Source organism: Pseudomonas sp. Je.1.5.c, from assembly GCF_051129895.1.
GTDB classification, from domain to species: Bacteria; Pseudomonadota; Gammaproteobacteria; order Pseudomonadales; family Pseudomonadaceae; genus Aquipseudomonas; species Aquipseudomonas urmiensis.
The window spans coordinates 40,062-58,757 of sequence record NZ_JBCPSP010000001.1; the positions used below are offsets into that span (position 1 = coordinate 40,062).

Genomic DNA, 18,696 nt, shown 5'->3' on the forward strand with positions numbered 1-18,696 from the left:
GTTGGCAAGGCCCTCAATCTGCCGGCAGATTGCAGCGCTTGTACAAGGGTTGCCATCAGCCCGCGCAGCGACTGCCTGAGGTCGCTGCAGGGCAGCATTTATGCCGCGGTCAGTGGCGCTCCGGCGCTGGCATCACCTGCACATGCCCATGCTCCACGCCACGCTCAGCCATCAGCTGACGCGACAGTTCAACGACCTCGCCGCTGGCCCCCTGCAATACCGATACCTCCAGGCAATGCCCGGCATCGAGGTGTACATGCAGGGTCGAGCGGGTCAGGTCGTGGTGGGCGTGGAAGGTTTGGTTCAGGCGCTTTGGCAGCTCACGGGTGTCATGGTCGTACAGATAGCTGACCACCGCCACGCACGGAGCAGCCTCTGCCAGCGGCTCAGACTCGAGCAGACCATTGCGCAGCAGGTCGCGAATGGCCTCGGAGCGGCCTTGATAACCATGCTCAGCCACCCGCCGGTCGATGACCTCGAGCAACTCCTCGTCCAGCGTGATGGTGATCCGTTGCATTTTGTTACTTCCAGTAAGATCATTTTGCCTAGACATCATACCTGCCACCTCTCTAGGCTAGCGCCTCCGTTGAAGTGGGGGACGCAGTGTGAAGCAGCAGCCAGGTAAACGAAAGCTCGCCCGCTGGGGCGTGTTGCTACTGGCCGTAAGCCTCTGCGCGCAGGCAGGCGACGACACCGATCCTGGTCCTACGCTGAGCTACTCCTGGCCGGTCAATGCCGGCCCCCTCGACCCGCGCGGCTACTCGCCTAATCAGATGTATGCCCAGGCCATGGTTTACGAGCCGCTGGTGCGCTACAGCGCCTCAGGAACCCTGGAGCCTTGGTTGGCCACCGCCTGGCAGGTCTCGCAAGACGGCAAGACTTACACCTTCACCCTGCGCGACGGGGTGCGTTTCGCCGACGGTACGCCGTTCGACGCCGCCGCAGCCAAGGCCAACCTGGATGCGGTGCTGGCCAACCCCCAGCGTCACCGCTGGATGGAGCTGGTGAGCACACTCGATCATGTCGAGGCCGCGGATCGACTCACGCTGCGTCTGGTACTCAAGCATCCGTACTACCCGACCCTCATGGAGCTGGCCCAGGTGCGCCCATTGCGCTTCGCCTCACCGCAGGCCAAACCCGGCCAGGCAGTGGGCACAGGCCCGTGGATGCGGGTCGAAAGCCGGTTGGGAGAATTCGACCGTTTCGCCCGCAACCCCAATTACTGGGGAGCACAACCTGCCTACAGCCAAGTCTTGGTCAAGGTTATCCCCGATCCGAACAGCCGCGCGCTGGCCTTGCAAGTCGGCCAACTGCAGTTGATCCAGGGCGCCGCCGGCGAGATCACCGCCGGCACCTTCGTGCGCCTGCGCGATCAAGGCTTTGCCACTGCGCTGTCGGCGCCATTGGCCACCAGGACCTTGGCGATGAACACCGGCCGCGGCCCGACGCGGGAGCTGGCGGTGCGCCAGGCGATCAACCATGGGCTGGACAAGCAGGCGATCATCGACAAGATCCTCTACGGCCTGGAGCCGCGTGCCGACACCCTGTTCGCGCGCAACATGCCCTACGCCGACCTCGGCCTGAAACCCTACGTCTACGACCCTGCCGTGGCCGTCAAGCAACTGGAGGCTGCTGGCTGGACCCTGGCCCCGGGCGCAGTCGTGCGCAGCAAGGCCGGTGAGCCGCTGTCGATTGAGCTGGTGTTCCTCGGCACCAGTGCGCTGCAAAAAAGCTTGGCCGAAGTGTTCCAGGGTGAGCTGGCCAAGCTTGGCATCCACATCGCCCTGCGCGCGGTGGAAGACGGCGCATTAGTACGCCGCCAGCGCGACGGCGACTTCGGCATGATCTTCGCCGACACCTGGGGCGCGCCTTACGACCCGCACTCGTTCGTCAGCTCCATGCGCTACGCCGGCCACGCCGACTACATGGCGCAACGCGGCCTGGCAATCAAGGACGAACTGGACCGACGCATCGCCCAGGTGCTGGCCAGCACCAATGAGCAGCAGCGCGCCGAGCAGTACCGGTTCATCCTCGCCACGTTGCACGAACAGGCGGTCTACCTGCCGATTTCTTACCTCACCGCGATCAGCGTACGGCGCGCATCAGTGGCCAACGTGCAGTTCGGCAGCACCCTGTTCGATGTGCCGTTCGAAGCCATGACCCCGACCCAGGAGCACTGATCGATGCTGCGCTATATCTGCCTGCGCCTGCTATTGCTGGTACCGGTCATGCTTGGCGTGTCGCTGCTGGTGTTTTTCCTGCTGCACCTGGGCAGCACCGATCCTGCACTGGACTACCTGCGCTTGTCGCATATCCCACCGACCGACGCGGCCATTGCCGAGGTCCGACAAACCCTGGGGCTTGATCAGCCACTGTATGCGCAGTACCTGACTTGGCTGGGCAAGGCCGTGCAATTGGACTTCGGTATTTCCTACCTGACCGGTCGCCCAGTGCTCGACGACTTGCTCTATTACCTGCCAGCAACCCTGCAACTGGGCGGCCTGGCCCTGGTCTGCACGCTGGTGTTGTCGGTGCCACTGGGGCTGCTGGCGGCCCGCTGGCAGGGGCGCTGGCCCGATCATGCGGTGCGTGCAGTAACCTTTCTCGGCGTGTCGATGCCGAACTTCTGGCTGGCGTTCTTGCTGATCGCACTGTTCTCGCTGTGGCTCGGCTGGCTACCGCCACTGGGGCGTGGCAGCGCTGGCCAGTTGGTGATGCCGGTGCTGGCCATCGCCCTGATGTCGATGTCGATCAACGCCCGCTTGCTGCGCGCCAGCCTACTGGAAGCCAGCGGCCAACGTCACGTCACCTATGCCCGCGCCCGTGGCCTGGGCGAGCGCCAGGTGTGGCGCGATCATATCTTGCGCAACGCCTGGCTGCCGCTGGTCACCGCCACCGGCATGCATGTCGGCGAGTTGATCGGCGGTGCGTTGGTGATCGAGACTATTTTCGCCTGGCCCGGGGTCGGCCGTTTTGCCGTCTCGGCGGTGCTCAATCGCGACTTCCCGGTGATGCAGTGCTTTACCTTGCTGCTCACCGCGCTGCTGATGCTATGTAACCTGCTGGTGGACGTCTGCTATGCCTGGCTCGACCCGCGCAGCCGCCTGCAAGGGGTGAGCGCATGAAGGCGTTGTCGCGGCTACGCCACCCCGCGCTGGCGGGTAATTACAGCCTGGTCGTGGGCATGGTACTGGTCGGCCTGCTGGCGCTAGTGGCGGTTTTCGGCCAGTGGCTGGCGCCGCACGATCCCGATCTGGTCGACCTCAGCCAGCGCCTGTTGCCTCCCGACGCCAGTCACTGGCTAGGCACCGACCACCTGGGTCGCGACCTGCTCTCACGGCTGATCGTCGGCACCCGACTGTCGCTGGGCAGCGTGATGCTCACCCTGGCGCTGGTGCTACTGCTGGGCATCGTGATCGGTGGCGTGGCAGGTTTTGTCGGGGGCAAGCTCGATCTGCTGATCATGCGCCTGTGCGATATGTTCATGACCTTCCCGACCCTGGTGCTGGCGTTCTTTTTCGTGACGTTGCTGGGTACCGGCTTGAGCAATGTGATCGTCGCCATCGCCCTGTCCCACTGGGCCTGGTATGCGCGCATGGTTCGCGGCCTGGTGATCGCCCAGCGCGGTCGCGAATACCTGCTGGCCTCGCGCCTGGCTGGCGCCTCACGCTGGATGCGCCTGCGCCAGCATGTGCTGCCGAATATTGCCGGGCCAATGCTGGTACTCGCCACCCTGGATATCGGCCACATGATGCTGCATGTCTCGGGCCTGTCATTCCTCGGCCTCGGGGTGACGCCGCCAACCGCCGAATGGGGGGTGATGATCAACGATGCCAAGGAGTTCATCTGGACCCATCCACAGCTATTACTGTTGCCTGGGCTGATGATTTTCTTCTCGGTGATGGCCTTCAACCTGCTCGGCGATGCCCTGCGCGACCGCCTCGATCCGACCCTGGAGACGCGCTAGATGGTGGGCTCAATCCTGCAGGTGCGTGGGCTGTGCATCGAGGGTCGCAGCGGCCTGTTGGTCGATGACGTCGACCTGCAGCTGCGCCGCGGTGAAGTCTGTGCACTGGTCGGCAGCAGCGGCTCAGGCAAGTCGCTTAGTTGCCTGGGACTACTTGATTTACTGCCTGGCGGCCTGGTTCGCAGGCATGGTCAGCTGTCGCTGGACGGCCAGCCACTGCACCCCAACCAGGTACGCGGACGCCTGGCCAGCCTAATCCTGCAGAACCCGCGCAGCGCCTTCAACCCGGTACGCGACATGGCCAGCCATGGCCTGGAAACCCTAAAGTTGCGCGGGATTACCGGCGCCGCCGCGCGCCAACGGCTGGACGAATGCCTGGACGCCGTGGGCCTGAGCGAGCGCCAGCGGGTATTACAGTCATTCGCCTTCCAACTCAGTGGCGGCATGCTCCAGCGGATGATGATTGCCCTGGCGTTGATGGCTGAAACACCGTTCCTGTTAGCCGACGAGCCCACCAGCGACCTCGACGCGCTGAGTCAGGCGCGCTTTCTCGATCTGCTGATGCAACTGGTCGAACAGCATGCTCTGGGCGTTTTGCTGGTCACTCACGATATGGGGGTGGTGGCACGCTGCGCTGATCAGGTGGTGGTGATGGAGGCCGGACGCATCGTTGAACGCCAGAGCGTGCAGGGTTTGTTCGACAGCCCAGCCAGCAGCAGCGCGCGCACCCTGCTTGAAGCCCATCAAATACTCGGCCGGAGACACCCATGAGCCAGCTCGATATCTGCCAAGTCGCCCATGGCTACCGCACCGGTGGCCTGCTGCGCCGAGGTGGCTGGCTACAGGTACTCGATGGCATCGACCTGACGTTGTCGGTGGGCCAATCGGTCGGTCTGCTGGGCAGCAGCGGCAGCGGCAAGAGCACCCTCGCCCGGCTGCTGCTGGGCCTGGAAAAACCGCGACAAGGTCAGGTGCGGTTTGCCGGGCAAGATGTCAGCCAGCTTCGCGGCGAACCGGCCCGCGAATTCCAAAGGGCGGTGCAGTTGGTGTTGCAGGATGCGCCAAGCGCCTTCAACCCTCAGCGCTCGATTGCCTGGAGCATTGCCGAACCACTGCGTCACCTGAGCCAAATGAATCAAGCGGCGCAGCACAAACGGGTGCTGCAGTTGCTTGAGCAGATGGGCTTGCGCGCCGAACATGCCGAGCGCTTGCCGCACCAGCTCAGTGGCGGTCAGCTGCAGCGCGCCAACATCGCTCGAGCCTTGGCCATCTCGCCGCAATGGGTGGTGCTCGATGAGGCCCTGTCCAACCTCGATCGAGTGCTGCAATTGCAGTTGCTGCAACGCCTGGACGCACTGCGTCGTGAAACCGGTACTGGGTTTGTCCTGATCAGCCATGACCTGAGCCTGGTGCGCTATTTTTGCCAGCGGGTCGTGCTGATGAGCGAGGGGCGAATCGTCGAGGATCGCCCGGTTGACCAGGCCTTGGCGTTCGAGCATCCCGTGGGCCAACAGCTGCAACGCGCCATGCTGCCAGAGCGCCCTAAGCAGCGCTTGCCAGCTGCGCAGCCAGCCACTGCGCAAGCGTAAGATTGCACCTTCATCGATCCGTAGGGCTACCCATTGGCCGCCTGGACAGCCCTAGGCGGATCAATCCTCTCTGAAAAAGCTGCGGCCGTTATCGCGCAGCAGGTCGACCATCGCCCCAGCAGCAGGCGGCAGATAGCCTTCGGCGCGTACCGATACCGCGACGGTACGGCTCATGGTGGTTTCCAACAGCGGCACTTCGCGCAAGCGCGACATGCCCTGGCCATGTTCCAGGGTTTCGCGGGCGACGAAGCTGAGCAGCCCGGTACGGGCGATCAGACGTGGCAGCAGCGAGACCGTGTTGGTCTCGATCTGCACCTGCGGCGCTGGCATTTGGCGGGCGATGAACACATTGTCGAGCCAGCGCCGGGAGGTCACCGTGCTGCCTGGCAGCACCCAGCGGTACTGACACAGATCCTTGAGGGCAAACGCTGCGCCGAATACCGGGTGATCGGCGCTGGCGACCACTACCGCTTCATCCTCCAGGATCGGGTAGCTGCGAAATTGCGGGTCATCGACGATCAGCGGGCAGATGATCGCGTCCAGGCGGCCGGTGCGCAGGGATTCGCGCAGCACATCGTCTTGGGCGATCGACAGCTGCAAGGTCAACTGCGGCGCGCGCTGCAGCAACGATTCGGTGAGCTGTGGCAACAGGTACTCGGCCATGCTCGCGGCGCAGCCCAGGCGGATGTTACCGACCAGGCCACCGGCGAAGTCGCGCACCTCTCGTTCGGTTTCGGCAATGCTCAGCTGCAACTGCCGGCCGCGCTCGAGCAACAGCTGGCCGACGTCGGTCAACTTGATGCGCCGACCGTCGCGCTGGAACAGCCGCGTGCCCAGCGACTCCTCCAGGCGCTGGATGCTTTTACTCAACGCCGGCTGGCTGCGGTTGAGCTTCTCGGCGGCCCGCCCGAGGTGGCCCAGTTCGGCGATGGTTTCAAAATAGGTAAGGTCGCGTAGATCCATGATTCATGAATTTTAGTTATCGATTCATCGAAAGTAGAAAATAGACTTGATCAATTGCCACGTCGATAATTTTCTCCGTCAAACGCGTTCTGGAGCATATCGACCTTGCAGACCTTCTTAGCTGGCCTGGCCTCCCCTTCACGAATCCTGCTCTGGCTGGCGCTCATCGTTTGTGCAGGCGGGGTCGGCCAGTTGCTGCATAGGTTGGCGGTGCCGGCCGGTCTATTCCTCGGGCCGATGCTGGTGGCGATAGCCTTTGGCGTATCTGGCGCGCAACTACGCGTGCATCGGCACGTGTTTCGCTTGAGCCAGGGCTGCGTAGGGTTGATGGTCGCTCATTCGGTGACCTGGACCGTGTTGGCTTCGCTGGCGCAGTCTTGGCACGTCATGCTGCTGGCCACCGCGCTGACTGTGCTGCTGAGCGCGCTGGTCGGTTTGGGCACTGTGCGTTATGGCGGCATCTCGGCTACTACCGCCGCCTGGGGTACCGCACCTGGCGCAGCCTCGGCGATGGTGTCGATGGCCGAGGAGAACGGTGCCGATGCACGGGTGGTCGCCACCATGCAGTACGTCAGGGTGGTGTGCGTGGTCATGATCGGCGCGCTGGTCAGCCACTTGCTCGGCGCAACCAGCGGCGCGGGCGTTGCAGCCAGCACTGGCGCCAGCCTGCCGGGGCCGCAAGTAGGCCAACTACTGCTGAGCCTGGGGGTCGTTGTGCTGGGCGTGGCCCTCGGCACCAAGCTACCGGCTGGGGCGCTGTTAGTGCCGCTGGTGCTCGGTGCAGTACTGCAACTGAGCGGGCTGCTGCTGATCACCCTGCCCGCCTGGTTGCTGGCTTGCGCCTATGGCGCGATCGGCTGCTATATCGGTCTACGCTTTGACCGGCCAACGGTGCGCTACGTGTGGCGTCGGTTGCCGAGCATGATAGCCGGGGCAGTGGTGCTGATCATATTGTGCGCCGGCTGCGCCTGGCTGTTGGCGCGGGCGACCGGCAGCGACTTTCTCTCGATGTACCTGGCCACCAGCCCCGGAGGGCTGGATGCGATGGCGATCATTGCCGTGGAAACCCATGCTGACGTCGGCCTGGTGCTGGCAATGCAAACCTTGCGCTTGTTTGGGGTCATTGTGACAGGTGCCTATTGTGCCAGGCAGATCATCCGTTTCACCCGCGCTTGACGTTCGATACAACTTTTTGCCATCAGCCCCCGTCCAACAGACACTGGGTCTTTTTTCAGCTCAGACCATTCCAGGAGGTTGCCGATGTCGATGCGAACCACGTTGCTGCTCTCATGCCTAACCCTGGCTTTAGTGGGTTGCGCAAGTTCAAGCGATGACCCGAAACCGCCGAGCACCATGCAGGTAGACCTGCAGCAGTACCAGGGCACCTGGTACGAACTGGCGCGGTTGCCGATGTTCTTCCAGCGCAACTGCGTGCAGTCAGAAGCGCGCTATAGCTTGCGCGAGGATGGGCGGATCGGCGTCGACAACCGTTGCCGGGAAGCCGATGGCCAGTGGAATGAGGCCCAAGGCGTCGCCGAGCCGCAGCAAGCGGGCAAGACCGACAAGCTTTGGGTCAGGTTCGACAACTGGTTCAGCCGCCTGGCGCCAGGGTTGACCAAGGGCGAATATTGGGTGCTGTACCACGATCAGGATTATCGCGTGGCGCTGGTTGGCCATCCCAATCGTGAGTACCTCTGGCTGCTCTCGCGTACCCCGACGGTCAATGGAGAAACTCGAGATAAATTGTTGGCGATTGCCCGTGAGCAGGGTTACGACACTTCGGAGCTGGTGTGGCGACAGGCAGACAAACCATAACCAGGGTTCATTACAGGCAGCCTGGCCTCTTCGCCGTTGCGGTTGAGCGCGAAGAGGCCATCGCGGCTGACTGACTAGCGTAGAGAACTGGCCAGCGCGGCCTTGTCTCGCTCGCTGATCACGTACTGACGGTACTGCGGGTCGGCCTTGATCTGCGCTTCGGTAAACGCAATTGGCGCCAACTGCTTGGCCGAGAATGCTCGCGTCTGGTCGGCAGAATGCGCCGAGCCCGCCTCACTGGACTGGGAGAACGCCAACAAGCCTCGGGCCTGCGGCCCCTGCTCAGTGAAGCTGACCACCTGCAAATAGCTGGTACCACTGACCACCAGGCGCTTGCCCTGCCCTTGCGCAACGCTGTACATCGCGTTGTACACCCCAAGCGCCTGCGGGCCGCCAGGCACCGGCGTACCATCGAGCGAATGCTGGATCTGCCCCCAGCGACTGTCATTGCCCACACCGGCCTCGGCCAGTTGCTGCAAAGAGTCCAATGCCGCCTGATGCAACAGCTTGCGCACCGCCGCCTGTTCAACCGCAAGGCCGCGCGGTGTGTGCTGCGGATCAGCCGGATCGAAGGCTACACGCCAGCTTTGCGGATGCTCGGCAAGTGCGGTGAAGAGGTTGTGGAAGTGCAACAAACCAATGCCGGCATCCAGATCGGCCTTGCCATTCCAGGCGTTCAGGCTGGCACACAGCGCCGCCACGTCAGCCTCGGCTGATTTGCACCAGTTCAGCAAGTCGGGCAAGAGCAGGCTTGCGGCGTATACCTCATCATCGAGCACCATGTCCTGCAGCTGTTGCACGCCGAGCTTTTGCTTACCTTGCAAGCGCTGCAGGGCAAATCGGCCGCGCAGGCTCAACGCTTGATCATCGCGGCTGATCAACGGCGAGAAGCCAGTCAGCGGTTGCGCAGGATTAGCCATCCACGCCGGGTCGTTGGAGTTCTGCACGAAATCGCGACGCTCCAGGCTCGGCAACAGATGTGCCGGGGTGATGCCGGGCTGCGCTGCCTGCGGGTCGACCTTCCATTGGCAGGCACTGCGCGAACCATCCAAAACCACCGCAGGGCCTGTGAGCGCTGGATTGCTGCACTGGGCAAGGAGGTCTTTGTCGACAAACGGGACCACCGACTGGTTCAGGTACAGCGCCTGGCCAGCCTCGTCCACTGCCAGTGTGTTGACCCAGGGAATCCCCTGAAGCTGCGCCACGGAGGCCTTCAGCGCCTGGAGGCTGTCGGCACGGTTGATCTGATACCACTGCTGCAGCACCCGCGAGTTGTCCAGGTTGGCATCGCGCAAGCTGTAGGCATGGCGATTATCCCAGTCCAGCTTGCCTGGCCACTGCACCACCGGACCGAAACTCGATGCGTAGACCTCGCGCTCGACCTGGCTGAGCGCACCATCCTGGCCTTTGACCGAGACAGTCAAGGTCTGGCGGGCAAGCGGCAACGACTTGCCGTCCAGCAGGTAACGGGTCGCGTCGTTCGGGTCGAGTTCCAGCCGGTACAGGGTAAAGTGCTTGGAGGTGTCGACGGTGTGGGTCCAGGCCAGATGACGATTGAAGCCGATGTTCACCAACGGCAGCCCCGGCAACGCAGCGCCCATGACATCGAGCTTACCTGGGATGGTCAGCTGCATTTGATAGAAGCGCATGCCGCCCATCCATGGGAAGTGCGGATTGGCCAGCAACAGGCCGCGGCCGTTGGCCGAGCGCTGCGAGCCCACCGCAACTGCGTTGCTGCCACGCTCCGAGGCAAATCGCTGCTGGCGCTCCAAGGCCAGGCTGAAGTCGCTTACCGGACGCTGCGCGGCAAGTTTAGGCGGCGCAGCGCCGACCAGCGCCTCGACGAACTGACCGGCGCCCCCTTCTACCAGCAACCGGCGCGTCAACTTCACCAGGTCAAGGCTGGTGATCGGCCGCACCCAATCGCCTGCACCACATTCGGCGGGCAGGCCCTGGGCCTTGCGTTCGCCCAGGGCGCGGTTGAAGCCGCTGGCATACCCCTCGAGCAAATCGCGCACCGACGCCGGCTGCGCCTGGAGGAAGCCGCTGACCGCAATGGGCGTATTCAACCAGGTGAAGAACAGGTCGCTATCGAGATTATCGCGCTGCTCGAACGTCTTGCCCTGCGCGCCAAGGAAACGTGAGCGCTCACCGTTGACGGTAAGCACTTCATTGGCCAACAGGCAGAGGTTGTCCTGGGCATAGGCATAGCCAATGCCGTAACCCAGGCCGCGTTCGTTGTTGGCCAGGATATGCGGGACCCCAAAGCTGGTGCGGCGGATCTGTGCGGTGGCATCGCCTGCGGCTTCCTTAGCGTGGGCGACGATGCTGCTGGCCACCAGGGCAGCCGCCAGGCAGAGGTGAGTCAAGGGGCGCGAAAGTGGGTACACGGGCAATCCTCGGATTCTGGAGTCATCCCGTTCAGACGAATGGCCCGATGAAAATTTTACGGCTGGCAACGCCCTGGAACGTCTTCATCTAGGCGCGTTGGATTTTTTTTCATCCAGGACTGCAGTTTTGCCAATCTCATTCGTCTTTATAAGTGAGGCACCCATGAATTCGGGACAGTCCACGAAAAGGAGCATTCACATGTACAACTCCCAAGCGTCACTGCAGACCGCTCACGGCCCTGGCAACGTCGGCGCTGCGCGGCTTGTCGAGGGCGAAGAGCGCGTCGGTAACGGGCAGATTCGCGAACTGCTGCGCACCTATGGCCTGCGCACCAGCCTGATCAGGCTCAAAGTCATCGACGCCCTGCACTCGGCCGACCGCAATGGCCGCAGCATTGGCGTGCGTGGCATTCATGCGCAACTTGAGCAGTTGGATATTCCGCTGTCGTTTCTAAGCGTCCGTGAAGTGCTCAAGCGCCTGTGCGCCGAAGGCGTGATTACCCTCGGCTCGGATAAATGCTACAGCCTCAATCCCCAGGCCCGCGCCGTGCTGGAACAGCCCGCCGCCCGCTGAGCGCATGGCCGGCCAAGGTAGGCCGGCCAGGTTCAGGGCTTGACCTTGCGCCGCAAGATCCCATTGATCACCACCACGATTACCGCGATGGCAATCGCCAGGTACTGGAAGGTTTGCTCGCTGATCGTCCCCTGCTTTTGCAGATGGGACAGACCCAGCATCAGCCCCAATACCACCAGGATGATCAGGATCGAATATTTAAGGCGCTGCACGTGTGTCATGGAAAGTTCCTTGCAACATCAGGGACATGTGGCTCGCAACGAGCCGCGGCAATGATACAACGCCATCGGCCACAGGCGTGTATTTCCTGCTGAACGTGCCTGCTGCCTAGCAGCTGCGTGCGATTTTCACCCTGCACAACCCCTACGACACTTTGCCCCTGGCTGGCGAGCGCCCCCGCTGCCGGAGGGTAGTGCTACCCATGAGCACCATCGTCCAATGCATGCACCGAAAATCAAGGCCTGCAGCAGGGTGCCGTGGAGTTGTCCTACATAGGGCTCCCTCATTCCCTTCACGCTGCATTCACTCAGGCTACAGCCTCTGGCTCGCTTGTCGCCTAGCGGCCGAGTTTGACGCTCACCGACAATCGAACCGAGCCACGGCCAAGGCCAGTGGCAATCGCTCTACCGGTCCTGGATGCCCAAGCGCGGCGCCACCACAACAATTCTGAGGGAGCCTCACATGGATTTTCCAAACCTGACTTGCATCGACGTCACCCAACTGCCGCATTCGTTGCAGGCCCTGATCGACTGTATCGGCATCGACAACGCCTACCAATTGACCTGCGCTTATGGTGGACGGCCAAAGTACATTCCCAAGCACCGAGAACGCACCAAGCTGGCTGACGTACTGCCACCCGCAGCGCTGGACGCCTTGATCAAGCGTTTTGCCGGCGTGGCCCTGGAGATTCCCAAGGCCGATCATTTCCTGCGCCAACTGCGCAACCAGCAGATCCAGAAGGAAAGTGCCAACGGCTTGTCGCGCAGCCTGTTGGCCGACAAGTACGGCCTGAGCCTGCGCCAGATCGGCAACATTCGTCGGCAAGAAGCGCACGCGCGCTAAGCCACGTTCAGACAGGTACACTCAGCCCGCCTGGATAACGATGCTGTTATCCAGGCGGGCTGAGTGCATTTTCAAGGTATTTGGTCAGAAGTCGCGCTTGTAGAAGATATCCAAAGAGCTGGCCAAACCACTGGCAGCTTCAAGATAAACCTTCTTGCTCAGCTTGTAGCGCAGCGCGATGGTGTTGGCTGGCTCGAACACCCCCACCCCATAGCGTAGGCTCAGACGCTCGGTCAGATTGCCGCTGGCGACTACGCTGGTGCTGTTACCCGAGCCTTCGGTGTCGAGCTGGAAATCCTCGATACCCAGGCCCGAGGCCAAGCTGCCGGTAATCCCCGCACTGCCCGCCAGGCCCAAGCCCAATGCGGCCTGGGCAAGCATGTTGTTGTCTTCACCGGTATTCCCCAGCGGCCGCCCGAGAATCAGGTAAGACAGGGCTTGCTCCTGGCTCATCGCCGGCTCGGAAAACACCTGAGTGGTCGGCTGCTCGGCGCTGCCGCTCAGACGAATACCGGCGATAACGTCATCGACCTGGCGGATCGCTTCGATGTCCAGATAAGGCTGGTCGATAGGCCCTGCGAACAACAGCCGGGCGCGCCGGATGGTCAGGCGCTGGCCATAGGCGCGGTAGCGACCATCAGCCAGGCTGAGCTCGCCGCGGGTGTCCATGTTGTCGCCAATATGAACGTGGCCAAGCAAGTTGGCGGTGAGCCCGAAGCCGCTGAAGGAGAGTTTTTCCCGACCCACCTCGACGTCAATGTCCATGGCCACTGCCATGGGGGGCGCACCCTGTTCGGTCTGGTGACCGATGATCACGGTATCGTCCGAGACCTTGACCGTCGAAGGCGGCAGCTCGCGCACGGTGATTTTACCTTTTGGCACATGCACCTTACCGGTGATCGCCAGTTTTTCGCCTGCCAAGCGAATGGTCAGGTCTGGCGCCACCTCGAGCGCGGCGTAAGGCTCGACCGTCACCGGCAATTGCTGGCCTTGCAGGCGTAGGTCCATGTTCAGCGCCTGGCCCCAGGTGAGGTTGCCACTGAGCTGGCCACGACCCGCCGCACCACTGCGCCAGCCACCTTGCAATTGCACTTGCTCGCCGGCGATCAATGCTTGCAGCGACAAATCCTCGAGGCTGACCGGCAACTCGGCACCGCTCACCTCGCCCCCGGTGAGCGCCAGGTTGCCATTGACCTGGGGCGCCAGCAGCGAGCCGGACAAGCGACCACTGCCATTGAGCTGCCCAGCAAGGCGCTCGACCATCGGCACGAATGGCCGGGCGATCGACAGATCCAGGCCCGACAGACGGAAATCACCTGACAGCGGTTTATTCTTGCCCAGCGGATCAAGTCGGGTCGACAGGGCCAGCTCGCCGAGGCGCTCACCGCGGAAATTCAGCACGGTGTCGACCCGACGAGGATTAAGTGTGCTGTCCAGGCGCAGCACCTGATAAGGGAAATCGAGCCAACGCTCACCGTCACGTACCCGCAAGGTGCCGCCGCTGGCATCGACACGAATGCTGCCCTTGGGGCCGCTGGCAGGGATATCCAGATTGATGTCCGCATTCAGCTGGCCCTGCCAGGCGAAATCCTTGGGCAACCACTGGGCCAGGCTTTCGATCGGGAATTGCTTGAGGTGATAGCGCAAGCGCGGCTCCGGCGCCAGGCGCTGATCCTCGCCGCACAGGCTGGCCTGACCGGCACGCCAGCAGTGCGCACCGAAGTCCAGCTGGCCGTTGGCCAAACGCTGCAGGCGTGCCGGGGCTTGCAGCTGCCAGTCCTGCCCACCGGCCTGAATGCGCCCACTGGCCAGCCTGCCGCGCCAGTCACCCTTGGCTAACTGGCCGTCTGCGGCCAGGTCGAGTTTGAGCTGAGGGCCATTGAGCGCCAGGGTCACAGCCTGCTGGCGGATATCCCCTTTGCCCGCGACATCCAGGTTGCCCAGCGAGGTGTCACCGAGGCGGATGTTGCCGGCCTTCAAGCTGATCTGGGCGCGCTGGGCGCTGTCCAGGCGTGCATCCAGGTCAAGCCGCTGCAGGCGGTTGTCGGCTTGAGCCAGCTGCTGACCTTGCAGGGTCAAGGTGCCTTGCGGCGCCGCCAGGGTGCCGGCCAGGTCCAGGCGACCTTTGACTTGCCCTTGCAGGCGTGGCCAGAGCTGACCAAGGCGCGGCAGATCCAGGTCGATACGCCCCGCCAGGCGCTGCTGCAAGCTGCCACTGCCATTGATGCGGTTGTCACCTAGTTGCACCGCCAGCGTGCCCAGGGTCCAGCTTTCACCGGCGCCTTGGGCCTCGGCCTTGAGCACAGCCGGCTGACCGCGTAGGCGCCCCTTGAGGTCCAGTTGCGCTTGCAGCTGTAATTGCTGGTTGTTCAACTCGCCTTTTGTGCGCAATGGCCCCGCCAGCGTGCCTGGCAACTCGGCCAGCCAGTAAGCCGGATCGAGCGCCGACAGCTGCAGGTCGACATCCCAAGCCAAGGTATCGGCAAAGCGTACCGCCACGCTGCCGGCGGCCTTGCCCTGCCCTGCGCTCAGGGCCAGCTGAGGCAGGCGCACTTGAGTCAGATCACCCTCGAACGGACTGGCCAGGTTGAAGGCACCTGCCGGCCCGTCGAGATCGCCCTTGAATGCGCCCTGATAATTGCCATCGCGGTAGTTCACTTGGGCATTGAAGCGCTTGAGGGTAACTTGCGGCGCCTCTTGCAGTGGGTAGAGCCGCAGCCAGGGGAAATCCACCCAGTCGATCTGCGCATCGGCTACCAGCCCCTGCTGCCAGTCGGCATTGGCTTGCAGCTTGACCCGCTGGGTCTCGCTGGCTGTGAGGTCAAGGGCGGCAAGCTGTGCCCCTTTGGCATCCACCTGCCCAGCCAGGGCCAGGGCTATAGGGCCCTGCTCGGCGGGCAGATTAGCCGAACCTGTCAGTTGGTAACCTTTGCGCAAGTCGCCGCTGGCATCCAGGCGCAGTTGATTCAGCTGCAAGGTGTCAGGCAGCGAACCGGCAGGTTTGAACGCGTCGGAACGGATGCTCAATTTCGCCGGCAAGTGCTCGGCCAGCGCTTGTAACTCACCCGTCAAATGGGCGTTCAGATAGCCGCTGCTAGTGGCGTCGAGGTTGAGAGTTTTCTGCAACTCGCCTCTGGCGGTCAGTGCCAGCTGCCAGGCCTGCCCTTCTACCGCAGGCAACTGCACGCTGCCAATAAGCTGCAATGGCCAGTCACCTTCAGGCAGCAAGTCACCTTGCAGGCTCAGGTGCAGGTCTTCGCGCTGCACCTGCAGGCTGTCGATGCGCAAGCCGTTGGCTGTCCAGTGAGCGGCCAGTTGCAAGTCGCCCAGCAGGTCGCTGCCATCCAGGCGTAATTGGCCCAACTTGACCTCGCCCAGCTCGATCGCCAACGGCAAGCGCAAACCGGGCAGTTGGATCGGGCCGCTGTCCGCCGGCGCTTCACTTGGGGCGAACGCCATGTCGACGCGCTCTGCCTGCAGCCTGTCGATACACAAGGTCGCGCGCAGCAGGCACGCCGGTGACCACGCCAGGTGTGGCGCCAGGACTTCAACCCGGCTACCACCCTCGACCCAGTTCAAGCGACTGGCCTGCCAGTTTGCGCCCAGGCGGCCCTCAAAGTCGCTGACCTCAAGCCCGGGCACCAACCCCAGCACCCAACGGCTGCCAGCCTGGGTGCCCAGCACCAGGCCAAGCGCCAGGGTGATCAGCAGCACCAGGCCGAGCAAGGTCAACAACACATAGTTCAAAGCACGCGTCACAGCTCAGGCCCCATGGAAAAGTGCAGGCGAATACCACCGTCGTCGTCCAACGCCTTGGCCAGGTCCAGGCGCAACGGCCCAACCGGCGAAACCCAGCGTACGCCAAAGCCGACACCGGTCTTGAGACTCGGCAGCTCCAGCGAATTGAACGAGTTGCCCTGGTCGATAAAGGTCGCCACTCGCCACTTTTCGGTCAGCGAGTACTGGTACTCGGCACTGCCAGCGACCATATAGCGACCGCCAATGCGGTCGCCATCGCTGTTTTTTGGCGACAGGCTCTGATAGTCGTAGCCGCGCACGCTCTGGTCGCCACCGGCGAAGAAGCGCAGCGACGGGGGGATGTTGTTTTGATAACCGTTGGTGGCACTGCCACCGAACTGCACCCGGGCGAGGAAGCGGTGATTCTCGCCCAGCGTGGTCAGCCCCTTGAGTAGTACGTTGCCGTGCAGCAGGTTGGTGTCAGAGAGCAACCCTTCCTTGGCAGCTTGCAGATCGAACTGCAAGCGATAGCCATTGTGCGGATCAATGCGGTTGTCACTGCGCAAGTAGGAAAAGCTCACGCCAGGCATCAGCAGATTGCTCAGTCCTGAGTCATCGCCCAACTTGTACTCTTCACGCTGGTACTTGAGCGAGATCACCCGCTGCCAGCCGCTCGGTAGTTTGCTATGCCACTCAGGACCTACCGTCAAAAGTTTGCTGAGCGTGTCGGTGCCAGCGATCTCTTCATTCTGATAGCCGCCGGCGAAGCGCAGTTTGTCGGTCAGGGGCGGATCGAGCGGCACGTCGTACCACAGGCCGACGTTCTGGCGTGGCGCCGACAGTTCGGTTTCCCAGCCATAGCTGTGGCCTTGCGGGTTGACCCAGTGGCGGGTCCAGTTAGCCTTGCCGCGTGGGCCGACATCGGTCGAAAAGCCCAGGCCCAGGCCCATGGTCCGAGGCTTGCGGATTTCCAGCTGGACCGCCACCGGAATGTCTTCAGCCACCGCAGCGGTGGGCGCAGCGTCGACCCGCACGCCTTCGAAATAGCCGCTCGATTGCAGGTCATTGTTGAGTTCGGCGATCAGCTGCGAGTCATAAGGCGTACCGGGCTTGAACGACACCATGCGCTGCAACAGGTCATCGTCCAGCGGTGAGTCGCCACTGAAGGTGACAGCGCCCAGGCGATAGCGGGGCCCGCTTTGGTAGACCAGGTCGATATCCGCCACCCCCGCCTGGGGGTCCACCGCCAGCTGCTGCTGGGTAAATTGCCCCCTGAAAAACCCGTAGCGCGAGGCCTGGTTCTGGATCAGCCGCTTGGCATCTTCATAGTGCCCATGGTTGAGCGGCTCGCCAGCCCGCAAGGCGCTGCTGCTGGGGATTCGGAAGGCTTTGAGTTCAGTGGCCGGGCCCTCGATGCGCACAGTCACGTTGCGCAAGCGCACCGGCTCGCCGGGCTCAACACGAATGATCAATTGCGGGGATTTGTCTTTATCGGTTGGCGGCTTGACCTCGGTATCGATCTGCGCCTGGTAGTAGCCCAAGGCCTGAGCGGCCTTGCGCGCCTGCTCCTCGGCACCACGACTAAAGCGCAGCAGGGCCTCTTCATCGCGCTCGCCAAGGCTACCGATATAACCTTCGATATTGGCCTTGAGCGCCTTGTTGGCCGGCTTCACCCGCACCAACAATTCGCTCTGCGCCCATACTGTGCTGCTGGCGGCCAACAAGAGCAGGCCCCAGCTTAATCGTCCTGAATACGTCATGCGGGGCATGCTACCAGAGCCCGGCCGTCAAGGGAGCCGCCTGCGGCTGCAGGTCAGGCAATTACTGACTTTGATGACAAAGGATTCGGGTGAAAGAACACTCTTTCTCGGATTGGTCCTACAGCAATTTCACCAATCTCCTGATAGCCCTGCCGTTGATAGAACGCCAGGTAGTGGGCGTTGCCGGTATCGAGCACTACGCCCTGGGTATGCGGATCGTCGGCGCACCAATCATGCACGGCCTGTAACAATTGCTCACCATGGTGCTGGCCCTGGAACTGTGGATGCACCCCCAGCAAGGGCAGCACGTGCACTTGGTCAGAAGGCAGGCACGCCGCCAACGCCGCCTGGTAATCCAGGTAACGCCGCGTGCAGCGCACCCCGGTGCCAAGGATCATGCGCAGACGCCACAGCCAACTGTCAGCCACGCCCAAGCGCCGCAATGGCGGGACGATCAGCGCGACACCCGCCAAGCGATCCTCGACCAGCAGGCCAATGGCTGGCAGCTTCAAATAAAAGTGCTGGCGTACCCACTCACGCACCATGACCCGCAAGCGCCGCTCGTAGCCCGGGCGCTGGGCCTCGAACAGGTAGGCAAAGGTCGGCTCGTGTCGATAGGCGTGATACAGCAGCGAGCGCACTTCGCGGCTGTAGCCCTCGTCGAGCTGACAGATGCGGGCCGCAACAGGGGTTTGATCGGGCATTGCAGACACTCCTCCTTGAATTAGGCATACGCGCCTTGGAGGTGCATCAGCACTGCTTGGTTCACCTCACCAAGCACGTTAGCAGTGTCCACCATTGGCCGCCATGCTGGTGGCCGGGGCCGATGTCGGCTAGC

16 protein-coding genes are annotated in these 18,696 nt (G+C 62.8%); 9 read left to right on the top strand and 7 right to left on the bottom strand.

What is annotated here, in order from left to right; all coding sequences use genetic code 11:
* Positions 1-109: 109 nt before the first annotated feature.
* Entirely contained in the window at positions 110-517 is a 408-nt protein-coding gene (gene nikR, locus AAZU54_RS00200; protein WP_186555229.1) for a nickel-responsive transcriptional regulator NikR, read from the bottom strand.
* Positions 518-605: 88 nt separating this feature from the next.
* Between nikR and nikA the strand changes: the two genes are divergently transcribed.
* The 5 genes from nikA to nikE are packed head-to-tail and all read left to right on the top strand — an operon-like array spanning position 606 to position 5,556.
* Entirely contained in the window at positions 606-2,180 is a 1,575-nt protein-coding gene (gene nikA, locus AAZU54_RS00205; RefSeq protein WP_186555228.1) for a nickel ABC transporter substrate-binding protein, read from the top strand.
* A gap of 3 nt (positions 2,181-2,183) precedes the next feature.
* On the top strand, positions 2,184-3,125 hold the full coding sequence (gene nikB, locus AAZU54_RS00210) for a nickel ABC transporter permease subunit NikB (RefSeq protein ID WP_186555227.1): 942 nt from the start codon (positions 2,184-2,186) through the stop codon (positions 3,123-3,125).
* Complete coding sequence (nikC, locus tag AAZU54_RS00215) at positions 3,122-3,967, top strand: nickel ABC transporter permease subunit NikC (protein ID WP_186555226.1); 846 nt, start codon at positions 3,122-3,124, stop codon at positions 3,965-3,967. Before nikB ends, nikC begins: the two co-directional genes overlap by 4 nt.
* Positions 3,968-4,738 carry a nickel import ATP-binding protein NikD gene (nikD, locus tag AAZU54_RS00220; RefSeq protein WP_186555225.1) on the top strand — a complete coding sequence of 257 codons (771 nt, stop codon included), beginning with the start codon at positions 3,968-3,970 and terminating at the stop codon, positions 4,736-4,738. It begins immediately after the preceding gene.
* Positions 4,735-5,556 carry a nickel import ATP-binding protein NikE gene (gene nikE / locus AAZU54_RS00225; RefSeq protein ID WP_186555224.1) on the top strand — a complete coding sequence of 274 codons (822 nt, stop codon included), beginning with the start codon at positions 4,735-4,737 and terminating at the stop codon, positions 5,554-5,556. The genes nikD and nikE overlap by 4 nt, the downstream gene beginning before the upstream one ends.
* A 60-nt stretch (positions 5,557-5,616) precedes the next feature.
* On the opposite strand, the gene AAZU54_RS00230 is transcribed toward nikE, so the two are convergent.
* Positions 5,617-6,519 (bottom strand): LysR family transcriptional regulator, encoded by a 903-nt coding sequence (locus AAZU54_RS00230; RefSeq protein WP_186555223.1) that lies wholly within the window; start codon positions 6,517-6,519, stop codon positions 5,617-5,619.
* A gap of 105 nt (positions 6,520-6,624) precedes the next feature.
* Here AAZU54_RS00230 and AAZU54_RS00235 point away from each other — a divergent pair, with 105 nt between their 5' ends.
* Both AAZU54_RS00235 and AAZU54_RS00240 read left to right on the top strand, forming a co-directional pair.
* Complete coding sequence (locus tag AAZU54_RS00235) at positions 6,625-7,695, top strand: AbrB family transcriptional regulator (RefSeq protein ID WP_186555222.1); 1,071 nt, start codon at positions 6,625-6,627, stop codon at positions 7,693-7,695.
* Between the two features lie 84 nt (positions 7,696-7,779).
* Positions 7,780-8,334 (top strand): lipocalin family protein, encoded by a 555-nt coding sequence (locus AAZU54_RS00240; RefSeq protein WP_186555221.1) that lies wholly within the window; start codon positions 7,780-7,782, stop codon positions 8,332-8,334.
* Positions 8,335-8,408: 74 nt separating this feature from the next.
* Here AAZU54_RS00240 and pvdQ read toward each other — a convergent pair whose 3' ends face one another.
* Entirely contained in the window at positions 8,409-10,724 is a 2,316-nt protein-coding gene (gene pvdQ / locus AAZU54_RS00245; protein WP_186555220.1) for a bifunctional acylase PvdQ, read from the bottom strand.
* A 199-nt stretch (positions 10,725-10,923) separates the two neighbouring features.
* On the opposite strand from pvdQ, the gene AAZU54_RS00250 reads away from it, so the two are divergent.
* Positions 10,924-11,298, top strand: coding sequence for a fe2+ zn2+ uptake regulation protein (locus AAZU54_RS00250; RefSeq protein WP_186555219.1), 375 nt, complete (start codon positions 10,924-10,926; stop codon positions 11,296-11,298).
* 32 nt (positions 11,299-11,330) lie between these two features.
* Here the strand turns inward: AAZU54_RS00250 and AAZU54_RS00255 are convergent, their stop codons facing one another.
* Positions 11,331-11,519: a hypothetical protein gene (locus AAZU54_RS00255; RefSeq protein WP_186555218.1), complete on the bottom strand. Its 189-nt coding sequence runs from the start codon at positions 11,517-11,519 to the stop codon at positions 11,331-11,333.
* A 460-nt stretch (positions 11,520-11,979) separates the two neighbouring features.
* Here AAZU54_RS00255 and AAZU54_RS00260 point away from each other — a divergent pair, with 460 nt between their 5' ends.
* Positions 11,980-12,360, top strand: a complete 381-nt coding sequence (locus tag AAZU54_RS00260) for a Mor transcription activator family protein (protein WP_186555217.1) — start codon at positions 11,980-11,982, stop codon at positions 12,358-12,360.
* Positions 12,361-12,444: 84 nt separating this feature from the next.
* Here the strand turns inward: AAZU54_RS00260 and AAZU54_RS00265 are convergent, their stop codons facing one another.
* The 3 genes from AAZU54_RS00265 to AAZU54_RS00275 are packed head-to-tail and all read right to left on the bottom strand — an operon-like array spanning position 12,445 to position 18,562.
* The gene (locus AAZU54_RS00265) at positions 12,445-16,119 is read right to left on the bottom strand and encodes a translocation/assembly module TamB domain-containing protein (RefSeq protein ID WP_434726295.1); all 3,675 of its coding nucleotides are present in this window, start codon (positions 16,117-16,119) and stop codon (positions 12,445-12,447) included.
* Complete coding sequence (locus AAZU54_RS00270; RefSeq protein WP_312153019.1) at positions 16,116-17,858, bottom strand: autotransporter assembly complex protein TamA; 1,743 nt, start codon at positions 17,856-17,858, stop codon at positions 16,116-16,118. The genes AAZU54_RS00265 and AAZU54_RS00270 overlap by 4 nt, the downstream gene beginning before the upstream one ends.
* 53 nt (positions 17,859-17,911) lie before the next feature.
* The gene (locus AAZU54_RS00275; RefSeq protein WP_186555215.1) at positions 17,912-18,562 is read right to left on the bottom strand and encodes a GNAT family N-acetyltransferase; all 651 of its coding nucleotides are present in this window, start codon (positions 18,560-18,562) and stop codon (positions 17,912-17,914) included.
* Positions 18,563-18,696 lie beyond the last annotated feature (134 nt).

What these genes read in the sequence shown, in the direction of transcription:
- nikR (WP_186555229.1), bottom strand. Translation starts at nt 517, where the DNA reads ATGCAACGGATCACCATCACGCTGGACGAGGAGTTGCTCGAGGTCATC.
- nikB (WP_186555227.1), top strand. Translation starts at nt 2,184, where the DNA reads ATGCTGCGCTATATCTGCCTGCGCCTGCTATTGCTGGTACCGGTCATG.
- nikC (WP_186555226.1), top strand. Translation starts at nt 3,122, where the DNA reads ATGAAGGCGTTGTCGCGGCTACGCCACCCCGCGCTGGCGGGTAATTAC.
- nikD (WP_186555225.1), top strand. Translation starts at nt 3,968, where the DNA reads ATGGTGGGCTCAATCCTGCAGGTGCGTGGGCTGTGCATCGAGGGTCGC.
- nikE (WP_186555224.1), top strand. Translation starts at nt 4,735, where the DNA reads ATGAGCCAGCTCGATATCTGCCAAGTCGCCCATGGCTACCGCACCGGT.
- AAZU54_RS00230 (WP_186555223.1), bottom strand. Translation starts at nt 6,519, where the DNA reads ATGGATCTACGCGACCTTACCTATTTTGAAACCATCGCCGAACTGGGC.
- AAZU54_RS00240 (WP_186555221.1), top strand. Translation starts at nt 7,780, where the DNA reads ATGTCGATGCGAACCACGTTGCTGCTCTCATGCCTAACCCTGGCTTTA.
- AAZU54_RS00250 (WP_186555219.1), top strand. Translation starts at nt 10,924, where the DNA reads ATGTACAACTCCCAAGCGTCACTGCAGACCGCTCACGGCCCTGGCAAC.
- AAZU54_RS00255 (WP_186555218.1), bottom strand. Translation starts at nt 11,519, where the DNA reads ATGACACACGTGCAGCGCCTTAAATATTCGATCCTGATCATCCTGGTG.
- AAZU54_RS00260 (WP_186555217.1), top strand. Translation starts at nt 11,980, where the DNA reads ATGGATTTTCCAAACCTGACTTGCATCGACGTCACCCAACTGCCGCAT.
- AAZU54_RS00270 (WP_312153019.1), bottom strand. Translation starts at nt 17,858, where the DNA reads ATGACGTATTCAGGACGATTAAGCTGGGGCCTGCTCTTGTTGGCCGCC.
- AAZU54_RS00275 (WP_186555215.1), bottom strand. Translation starts at nt 18,562, where the DNA reads ATGCCCGATCAAACCCCTGTTGCGGCCCGCATCTGTCAGCTCGACGAG.